Origin of the sequence: Microbacterium sp. NPDC059771, from assembly GCF_042732495.1 — a bacterium.
Lineage (GTDB): Bacteria > Actinomycetota > Actinomycetes > Actinomycetales > Microbacteriaceae > Microbacterium > Microbacterium sufflavum.
Genome location: NZ_JBHWHK010000002.1, coordinates 305,763 through 314,507, shown reverse-complemented (window position 1 = coordinate 314,507; position 8,745 = coordinate 305,763). Strand labels below are relative to the sequence as shown.

General features: G+C 72.5%; 12 protein-coding genes. 1 reads left to right on the top strand and 11 read right to left on the bottom strand.

Translation table 11 applies throughout. The annotated features are described in order from the left end of the window. Positions 1 to 10 precede the first annotated feature (10 nt). Genes ACFV3I_RS15305 through ACFV3I_RS15275 form a run of 7 tightly spaced genes read right to left on the bottom strand, consistent with a single transcriptional unit; the run spans position 11 to position 4,478 of the window. Entirely contained in the window at positions 11 to 538 is a 528-nt protein-coding gene (locus tag ACFV3I_RS15305) for a hypothetical protein (RefSeq protein WP_378823489.1), read from the bottom strand. 55 nt (positions 539 to 593) lie between these two features. Beyond that, positions 594 to 1,055, bottom strand: a complete 462-nt coding sequence (locus ACFV3I_RS15300; RefSeq protein ID WP_136034748.1) for an SRPBCC domain-containing protein — start codon at positions 1,053 to 1,055, stop codon at positions 594 to 596. 9 nt (positions 1,056 to 1,064) lie between these two features. After that, positions 1,065 to 1,709 (bottom strand): dihydrofolate reductase family protein, encoded by a 645-nt coding sequence (locus ACFV3I_RS15295; protein WP_206252730.1) that lies wholly within the window; start codon positions 1,707 to 1,709, stop codon positions 1,065 to 1,067. Position 1,710: 1 nt separating this feature from the next. Next, positions 1,711 to 2,049: an ArsR/SmtB family transcription factor gene (locus tag ACFV3I_RS15290; protein ID WP_378823486.1), complete on the bottom strand. Its 339-nt coding sequence runs from the start codon at positions 2,047 to 2,049 to the stop codon at positions 1,711 to 1,713. 32 nt (positions 2,050 to 2,081) lie between these two features. Beyond that, positions 2,082 to 3,014 (bottom strand): aminoglycoside phosphotransferase family protein, encoded by a 933-nt coding sequence (locus ACFV3I_RS15285; RefSeq protein ID WP_378823485.1) that lies wholly within the window; start codon positions 3,012 to 3,014, stop codon positions 2,082 to 2,084. Positions 3,015 to 3,027: 13 nt separating this feature from the next. Beyond that, positions 3,028 to 4,185 (bottom strand): MFS transporter, encoded by a 1,158-nt coding sequence (locus ACFV3I_RS15280; protein WP_378823483.1) that lies wholly within the window; start codon positions 4,183 to 4,185, stop codon positions 3,028 to 3,030. Next, positions 4,176 to 4,478, bottom strand: a complete 303-nt coding sequence (locus ACFV3I_RS15275) for an MFS transporter (protein ID WP_378823481.1) — start codon at positions 4,476 to 4,478, stop codon at positions 4,176 to 4,178. Before ACFV3I_RS15275 ends, ACFV3I_RS15280 begins: the two co-directional genes overlap by 10 nt. Positions 4,479 to 4,569: 91 nt before the next feature. Between ACFV3I_RS15275 and ACFV3I_RS15270 the strand changes: the two genes are divergently transcribed. Next, the gene (locus tag ACFV3I_RS15270) at positions 4,570 to 5,019 is read left to right on the top strand and encodes a MarR family winged helix-turn-helix transcriptional regulator (protein WP_136034738.1); all 450 of its coding nucleotides are present in this window, start codon (positions 4,570 to 4,572) and stop codon (positions 5,017 to 5,019) included. Here ACFV3I_RS15270 and ACFV3I_RS15265 read toward each other — a convergent pair. From ACFV3I_RS15265 to ACFV3I_RS15250, 4 genes are all read right to left on the bottom strand, one after another. Next, complete coding sequence (locus tag ACFV3I_RS15265; RefSeq protein ID WP_378802798.1) at positions 4,992 to 6,089, bottom strand: hypothetical protein; 1,098 nt, start codon at positions 6,087 to 6,089, stop codon at positions 4,992 to 4,994. The genes ACFV3I_RS15270 and ACFV3I_RS15265 overlap by 28 nt on opposite strands. Before the next feature lie 91 nt (positions 6,090 to 6,180). Next, positions 6,181 to 6,837, bottom strand: coding sequence for a response regulator (locus tag ACFV3I_RS15260; RefSeq protein ID WP_378823479.1), 657 nt, complete (start codon positions 6,835 to 6,837; stop codon positions 6,181 to 6,183). Further along, positions 6,834 to 8,000: a sensor histidine kinase gene (locus tag ACFV3I_RS15255; protein WP_378823477.1), complete on the bottom strand. Its 1,167-nt coding sequence runs from the start codon at positions 7,998 to 8,000 to the stop codon at positions 6,834 to 6,836. The genes ACFV3I_RS15260 and ACFV3I_RS15255 overlap by 4 nt, the downstream gene beginning before the upstream one ends. 35 nt (positions 8,001 to 8,035) lie before the next feature. Further along, positions 8,036 to 8,689, bottom strand: coding sequence for a TetR/AcrR family transcriptional regulator (locus tag ACFV3I_RS15250; protein ID WP_378802800.1), 654 nt, complete (start codon positions 8,687 to 8,689; stop codon positions 8,036 to 8,038). Between the last annotated feature and the right edge of the window lie 56 nt (positions 8,690 to 8,745).

Here is an 8,745-nt window from a genome sequence, read left to right as displayed (position 1 = left end):
CGACCGTCGCTCAGTGGCCGTGTGCGAGCTGCTGCACGACGACGACGAGGGCGCCGAGCCCCACGAGGATCCCCATCGCGATCAGCTGCTTCCATCCGCTCAGGCCCGTACGGCGGACCGCGACGTAGCCGATGAGTCCCAGGATCGCCAGGTACACCACCGACGCGATGGTGAGCGCCGTCTGCAGCTCGACCCAGCCCAGCACCGCCGCCAGCAGGACGAGCAGGGGAACCGCGGCCGAGCCGATGGCCGTGCCGGTGAGCCGGAGCAGCTCCGTCAGCTCAGCCCCGCGCGGGAAGCGGCCGTGGGTCGCGAGGTGCGCGATCAGGTCGGCCGCGAACCCGGCGAGGGCGATCGCCACGATGCCGACCAGCAGGGTGACCGTGGCCCGCGCGGCGCTGGTGTGCTCTGCGTTCGCGTTCTGCACGAGCACGATGGCGAGCCCGGTGAAGGTGGCGTACACGCGCTCCTTGAGCGCGGCCCGCTCGACGGCCTCGTCGCGCGGCGGCCGAGAGGGGGCGGGTTCCGGCGAGCTCATGTGCGGGATGCTACCAACACGGGACGGCGTTCAGGCGGCCTGGGTGGCCTCGGGCTCAGGCGAGGAAGGAGCCGAGGGCGTCGAGGAGGCCGCGCGTCCCGGCCTCGCGCCCTGGTCCGTCGTCCCAGAACCGGTCGAGGAAGACGCCGTGCTCGGTGTGGGTGAAGCGCGTGCCGAGGTCGACCGCCTCGAACTCCAGGGATGCGACCGAGGTCGACATGTGCTCCCCGTCCAGCCACATGTCGTACGCGGTGACGATCCGCACCCGGTCGACGATGTCGGTGTAGGTGGCTACGTACCGCGACACGGGTCCGTCGTGGAACCGCCCCTCGTGGACGTCGCGCCCGCCGACGCGGAAGTCGAACGCCCACTCCCGCTCCTCGATGGCGTCCGCGTCGCCCCACCATCCGCGTTTCTGGTCCTCGTCCGCGAACGCGGCCCACACCCGGTCGAGTGGAGCGGGGTAGTCGCGGGTGAGGGTGAATCCGGAGTGCGCGAGCCGGTGCTCCGTCGTCATCGCGGTGTCCTATCGCGTCAGGGTGACGTGGACGACGCCGCTCTCGGCCGCTTCCGTCGTCACGGTGTAGGTGTTCTCGAAGCCGGTCAGGTCGTCCCACAGGCGGTATCCGCGGCCGAGGAAGAGCGGCGCGACCAGGAGGTGCAGGTCGTCGACGAGTCCCGCGCGCAGGAACGCCTGCGCCGTGCGGTACCCGCCGCCGATGCGCACGTCGAGGTCGCCCGCGGCGTCGGACGCCTCGGCGAGCACGTCCTCGATCGCGGCGTCGCGGAAGTGGAACGTGGTGCCGCCGTCCATCGGGATCGACGGGCGGGGCGCGGTGCGGGTGAGCACGTAGACGGGCGTGCCGAACGGCGGGGTGTCGCCCCACCATCCCTTCCAGTCGGGGTCGTCGGGGTGGGAGTGGAGGCCGAACATCCCCGCGCCCATGATCTCGGCACCGACGCCCTGGAAGAACGCGCGGGCGTAGCGGTCGTCGACACCGGTGGTTCCGGCGCCGCTGGTGTCGCCGAAGATCCTCTCGCGGAACGTGCGGGTGCCCGCGTAGGCCGCGGTGAGGCGCCCCCAGTCCTCCCCCATGGGGCTGTCGGGTGTGAGGTCGGAGGGCGTGTAGCCGTCCAGGGAGGCGAACAGGTCCATGCGGACGCGGGTCATGTCAGTGCTCCTTCGGGGCGGTGCGGGCGAGGTGGATGCCCAGCCGGTCGGCCCTGTGCTCGGCCGGTGTGCGCTGCTGGCCGAGCCAGAGGTGGAGCACGTCGAGGCCGCCGGGGCGCAGGGTGACCGTGCGGACCCTGCCCTGCTTCTCCGACGTGATCACCCCCGCGGCCTCCAGGACTCCGAGGTGCTGCAGCAGCGAGGGCAGCGTCATCGTGAACGGCGCCGCGAGCTCCGAGACGATGGCGGGCGATGAGGCGAGCCTCTCGACGATCGCCCGGCGCGTGGGGTCCGCGAGGGCGCGGAGCACGGCGTCGAGGTCGTCGGGATACCTAGGCATGTACCTAAGTATTGGGCGGGGCGCCTCTCCCGTCAAGACCCTTCGCCGACGCCGACGGAGGCGAGCGCCTCGTCCACGACCTTCGCCGGGACACCGACGGCGGTGTGACCGTCTTCGATGTCCCACAGCGTGTTCTGCAGCAGCCGCGCGCGCGTCCACGCGGCGGCACGGCGGCGATCCAGGTCGAGCATCTCGGTCAGGATGTCGAAGCGGCGGCGCACGAGACGCCCGGCATCGGCCGCCCCGCCGGCACTCCACCGGCTGTCCAGGGCGGGCCAGAGGTCGAATCCGGGATCACCCACGAGCGGCTCGGGGTCGATCGCCAGCCACGGTGCACGGTCGGCGGCGAGCACGTTGCCGTCGTGCAGGTCCCAGTGCAGGAGGCGATCTCCGGGCTCGGGCTGCACCTCCGCGACGGTGCGCACCCACCGGTCGAGCCGCGTGCGGTCGTCGCCGTCGAGCACCCGCGCCGCGGCCGGCGCCGCCTCGATCATCTCCGCCGCGACCACCCCGAGACGCGGAAGCCCCTCCGGGGCGGGTGCGCGATGCAGTTGCGACAGCAGGTCGCCGATGACCCGGACGACCTCGTCGTCGTCGTCGATCGCGGCGAGAGGCCGCTCGGCATCCAGGCGCTCGAGCAGCATGGCACCCCGGGTTTCGTCGCTGTCCAGAAGGCGGACGGCACCCCGTCCGTCCCAGCGGGTGAGACCGAGGATCGCCGCCGTGGTCTCGGCACGCGGCACCTGCAGCTTCAGCGCGGCCGGGGCGCCCTCCTCGTCGCGCACCGGCACGACGAGGCCCGCCTCCCCCGCCCGCACCTCGCCGTCGGGTCGCAGCACCCACCGCTGGAAGAGCTCGCGCGCGACCGCGGGGACGGCGCTCACCCACTCCCTGGTCGCGGCGTCGCCGGCCTCGAACCGCTCGCGGATCGGACGCGGAAGAGCGAGTCGGTCCTCGTTGGTCATGCTCGCCAGTCCATCACAGCGCGGTCGGCACGTCGCGTCGATCCCGGTCCGCGGACCCCTGGGCCTCCTCCGGGATCCGTCGCCGCAGCACGACCCCCGCGACGACGAGCGCGACGCCGAGGACGCCCGCGATCGCGAGGGCTCCGACCGCGAGCCCGTCGCGGAGTGCGACCCGCTCGTCGGCGCCGGCAGCGACGAGCGTCGACGTGACCGCCCCGCTGAGAGACGCGACGACCGCCGTCCAGACCGCACCGCCGATCATCCCGGTCGAGTTGGCGAGCCCTGACACCACGCCGACCTGGTCCGGCGCGGCGCCGGACATCGCGAGGCCCATGATCGGCGGGAGCACGGTGCCGATGCCGAGGCCCAGCAGGAGCAGCGGAACGAGCACGTCCGCCAGGTAGCCCCCGTCGACGGGCACGTGCGAGAGCAGCAGCGCACCCGCCAGGAAGACCAGGAGTCCCAGGACGAGCGCGATCCGCTCGCCGAAGCGCGCCGTGACGAACGGGGCGAGGAGGATCGAGGCGATCGCGGTGACGACCGTCAGCGGAACGAACGACAGCGCCATCTGCATCGGGGCGTATCCGAGCACCTGCTGCAGAAGCAGGGTCGCGAGGAAGAAGGAGCCGTAGAGGGCGCCGGTGACCAGGAACTGCACGACGTTCGCTCCCGCGACGTCGCGATCCTTCAGGATGCGCAGGGCGAGCAGTGGTACCCGCGCGGTGCGCTGCCGCACGACGAACGCGATCAGCAGGACGACGGCGACGCCGAGGGCAACGAGGGTCTGGCCGCCCCAGCCGAGGTGCTCGGCCGTGATGACGCCGTAGACCGACAGCGACACCGCCGACACGAGCAGACCGGCACCGAGGATGTCGAGTCCGGCGGTCAGACCGGGGCCGCGACCGCGGGGCAGCAGACGCCAACCGACGACGAGGCTGAGCAGTCCGATCGGGAGGTTGATGAAGAACAGCCACTGCCAGCTGGTCAGCTGCATCAGCACCCCGCCCACGAGGAGCCCGAGCGCACCGCCCCCGGCGAACGTGAAGCTGTAGAACCCGATGGCCCGCGTCTGTTCCCGCTGGTCGGTGAACATGGTCACGATCAGGGCCAGGGTGACCGCGGTGATCATCGCAGCGCCGCCGCCCTGGGCGAAGCGCGAGATCACGAGCATCGTGGCGTTCGACGACAGCCCGCCGACACCGAGGCGACGGTGAAGACGGACACGCCGATCAGCAGCACGCGCCGATGCCCGATCAGGTCGCCGAGGCGTCCGGCGAAGATCAGCAGACCGCCGTACGCGAGGAGGTAGGCGTTGATCACCCAGGACACCCCGGCCTGGGTGAACCCGAGTTCGCGCTGCATCACCGGCAGCGCGACGTTGACGATGGTCTCGTCGAGGACCGTCATCAGGGTGCCGATGCAGAGGACGCTGAGCGCCGTCCAGCGGGCGCGGGCGGAATTCATGGTGGTGGCCCTTCGATAGGGAAGTGAGGTGGTCAGACAGTAGCAGATGATCTATTTCTAGACGATATAAGTGCGATGCTATTCTGTCGACATGATCGCGCGCACGGTGAGCGACCTCGTGGTGCAGCTGCAGCTGCTGACCCGGTCGATCGAACAGCAGGCCACCGCGCAGTTGGAGACGCAGGACACCACGCTGCGCACGGTGAGCGTCCTCCTCTGCGCCGCAGCCGGCGAGAAGACGCAGAAGGAACTCGCGGAACTGGCCTGCCTCGACAAGTCGACGATGGTGAACACCCTCGATGCCCTCGAACGCGCGGGACTGGCCGAGCGGCGCGTCCTGGCGGAGGACCGCCGTGTGCGGATCGTGGAGGTCACCGACCGAGGGCACGCGATCGTGTCGTCCACCGCCGGCGCCCTCGACGACCTCTATTCGTCGCTGCTCGACCGCCTCCCGGAAGAGGACAGGGAGCCCTTCCTGCGCTCCCTGTCCCGGCTCACGCAGGCCCCGTCGCCTCAGCCGGCGGACGCCGTCGCAGGCTGACGGGCCGGTCGCGTGGCCCTGACCATCGCGTATCCCCACGTCGCGAGACCGAGCAGCGGACCCCAGAGCCAGAACGGGAACATGAGCAGCAGATAACCGGTCTCACCGATCGATCCCGTCCCCTCGACCGCGAACTGCAGCCCGGCAGCCGTGAACAGGACGCTCACGACGCTCGCGGGGATGATGGCCAGCGCGGGCGGGACCCGTCGCCCTCCGAGGCCGGCGAGGCTGCGCGGGAACCGTAGACCCCACGGACGGATGAGGCCCAGCGTGAGCACACCGCCCGCCAGCATCCCCGCACCGAGCACGAGACCCACCACCCGGACGGTGGGCTCTGCGGCGAAGAGTTCCGCGCTCCCCCCGAAGAGCGGCCACGGCGTCAGCCAGCTTGCCCGCGCGACGACATAGGGCAGGGCGCAGGCCCCCGCGGCGACCGTGAGCGACCGGCGGTGTCGGAGCACCGCGATGGCCAGCCGCCCCCGGGCACCAGCGGCCTCGCCGATGGTCCAGATCAAGAGACCGGCGGACGCGACGACGTGGACGAGCGGGACGGCGGCGCCCGGGAGCATCGCACCGAGTGCCTCCGCGACCCGCGGCACGAGCTCGCCCGATCCGGTCGCGAGCGCCGCCGCGGCGACACCGATCAGCCCAGCCCCGAGCAGAAGCCCCCTCCAGGGACGGCGAAGCGCCACCAACACCACCAGGGCGACGATTCCCCCGACCACGCTCACCGCGAAGGCGTACCCCGCAGCCGGGATGATGCCGCCGGGCGTCGTCAGTGCAAGCAGCAGCGCGGCGACCAGCGCCGCCGTGCGGACGAGCCACGGAGGAACACTGCGGAACACCGCCCTGGCGACCAGCGCACCGACCGAGAGGACGAGCGCGGCCAGCGCACCGATGAGCGAGAGGGCGCGTTCGACCCCGGCGCCGAGGTGGCCCGCGAGACTGGAAGGCAGCGGATCGATGCCCGGGACGACCATCGTCGCCAGGGTGAAGGCGGCGACGGCCAGGGCGCCGGCGGCCACGGCGACGAGAGTGCAGAGAGTGACGGGGCGACTCAGAGGTGACATGCCTCCACGCTAGGAATCCGCGGATCCCCCGACCTCGCCCGCAGGAGGCGTCACCCTCACCCGTCCGGGTGATCCTTCCGGGCCCGCCCGGTCACCCGCGCGGACGCAACAGCCCGTTCTCGTACGCCCAGATGACGACGTGCACGCGGTCGGGCACGTCGAGCTTGGCGAGCACCGCCTTGACATGCGTCTTCACGGTGTTCGCCGACAGGAAGAGCCGACGCGCGATGTCGTCGTTCGAGGCGCCGGTGGCCAGCGCGCGCGCCACCTCCCGCTCCCGCGGGCTGAGCTGTGCCAGCACCTCGGCCGGATCGACCGTCGGTGCCCCGTCACGCACGAACCCCAGCAGCGCCGCCGTCGCGCGCGGCGACAGCACGGACCCCTCCTCGGCCACCGTGACCGCGGCGTCGGCGAGCGCCTGCGGTGTCGCATCCTTCGTGAGGAAGCCGCTCGCGCCCTCGCGGATCGCGGCGTACACGTACTCGTCGAGGTCGAACGTGGTGAGGATCAGCACGCGGAGGCGGGGACGGATGCGCAGGATCTCGCGCGTCGCGGCGATCCCGTCCATCCCGGGCATGCGGATGTCCATCAGGACCACGTCGACGGCGTGGGCGCGGACGTGCTCGACGGCGGCCTCGCCCGACGCGACGGCGACGACCTCCGCGATGCGCGCGTCCCGTTCGAGGGCCAGCGCGATCGCGGTGCGCAGCAGCTCCTGGTCGTCCACGAGCAACACCCGCACACTCATGCCGCGCTCCGCGTCACAGGGAGGTCGACCTGCACGCACCAGCCCGCGGGACTCCGGGGTCGTGCGGTGAGCGTGCCACCCGCCAGCCGCACGCGTTCGGCGATCCCGATCAGCCCGATGCCGCTGCCGAGGTCGGACTCGGCAGGACCAGTGCCGCCGTCGTCGGTCACCGTCGCCCGCAGCCGGCCGGGGAGCCAGCGGAGGCGCACGTCGATCACGACCGGGGCCGACGTGTGCCGCAGGGCGTTGGTGAGCGCCTCCCGCACGGCGTGATGCAGCGCGAGGGCGGCGTCGGCGCGCAGCGGACCCCGCTCGCCCGACTCCTCGAGCAGCGCCCGCACCGACGGAGTGCGCACGCTCTCCACGAGGGCCGCGAGGGAGTCGACCGTGGGCAGCGGTTCACGCGGCGCCTCCGGTGCCACGGTCGACCGCATGCTGCGCAGCGCCTCCCGGCCGGTGTCGACGACGATCGCGAGGGAGGCGTCGCTGCGGGCGGGATCGTCGTCGCGCGTCAGCCGAGCGACCTCCGCCTGGGCGATCATGACGGTCACGGCGTGGGCGACGACGTCGTGCAGGTCCCGGCTGATGCGGGCGCGCTCATCCGTGATCGCACGCGCGACGCGGGCCGTGGCGCGCTCCTCCGTCTGATCCCTGCGCACGCGGACGACGAGGCCGAGCGCCCAGGCGGCCGCGATCGCGCCGCAGAGGCCGACGAACGTGCCGAGCCGGAAGTCGCCGAGGTGCGGTTCGACCACCGCGATGAGGGCGGCGCCGCCGATGCCGCCCGCCAGCGCCAGCATCGGGAACGGCCGACGCGAGCGCGCGGCCACCTGGCCGACCACCAGCAGGTAGGCCGCGGCCGACGGCAGGAAGGCGGTGGGGACGGCGGCGGTCTGCGACAGGAGGACGAGGACGAGCACGACCGCGTCGGCGGCGGCGAGGGCGGCGAGGGGATGACGGATCGCGACGAAGGTCGCGGCATGCACGAGCAGGCAGAGGGTGACGACGATGGCGAACGCGAACGGCTCGGGGCGGAACGCCGGGTCCCCCAGCACGGCGAGGCTCGATGGCAGCAGCACGATTGCGGCGATCACGGCGACGAGGAGGTCCACGCGCACCCAGGCGCGCCCCGTCGACTCGACCGCCCTGGTGTCCGACCTCATCGTCCTCATGCTTCCATCCCGCGGGCTCGCGCGGCTCACCCGGACGGGTGAGTTCCGCGGCCTCCGCCGCCGTGCCCACCCGGTGTCGCGGCGGATGGGCGGAACCCGCGGAGGGCCGCGTCCAGCGCCCCGCGCATCGCGGTGCGCCTCCCCTCACCGTCGACGCCGCGGAGAGCGGCGTCGATTCCGGCGCCCTCGACCGCTCCCAGCGCCGCTCCCACCATCGGCGCGACGTCGGCGGCGCCCGCGTCGGTGCGCGCCGAGATCTCCCGGGTGAGCGCGCGCGCCAGCGCCAGGAGCTGAGTGGCGAGGGCGCGCGGGAACTCGCCGCGAGCCCCGAGGGCCGCGCGGATCGATGCCTGCCGAGCGAGCGCCTCGTCGGTGGTGGAGGCGTCGATGAGCACTCGCAGGGCCTCCTGCACGCGGTCGGCGGCGTGCGGTGAGGCACTGTCGTGGGCGGCGCCCAGGGCGAGCGCCGTGAAGTCGTGCACGTGGGCGAAGAGCACGTCCTCCTTCGCGGGGAAGTGCACGTAGAAGGTGCGCTCCGAGACGTTCGCGTGGCGCGCGATCTGGGCGACCGTCGTGGCGTCGTACCCCTGGGCGTGGAAGAGCTCGGACGCGCTGGCCAGCACGGCCTGTCTGGTCCGCCGGCGTCGGGCCTCGTGCCCGTTCTCGTGCGCCTCTCGCATGGGTCGAGCCTAGCGTCGCCCCGCCATAAGTTTGCAGATCTGCAATCTTTCGTCCA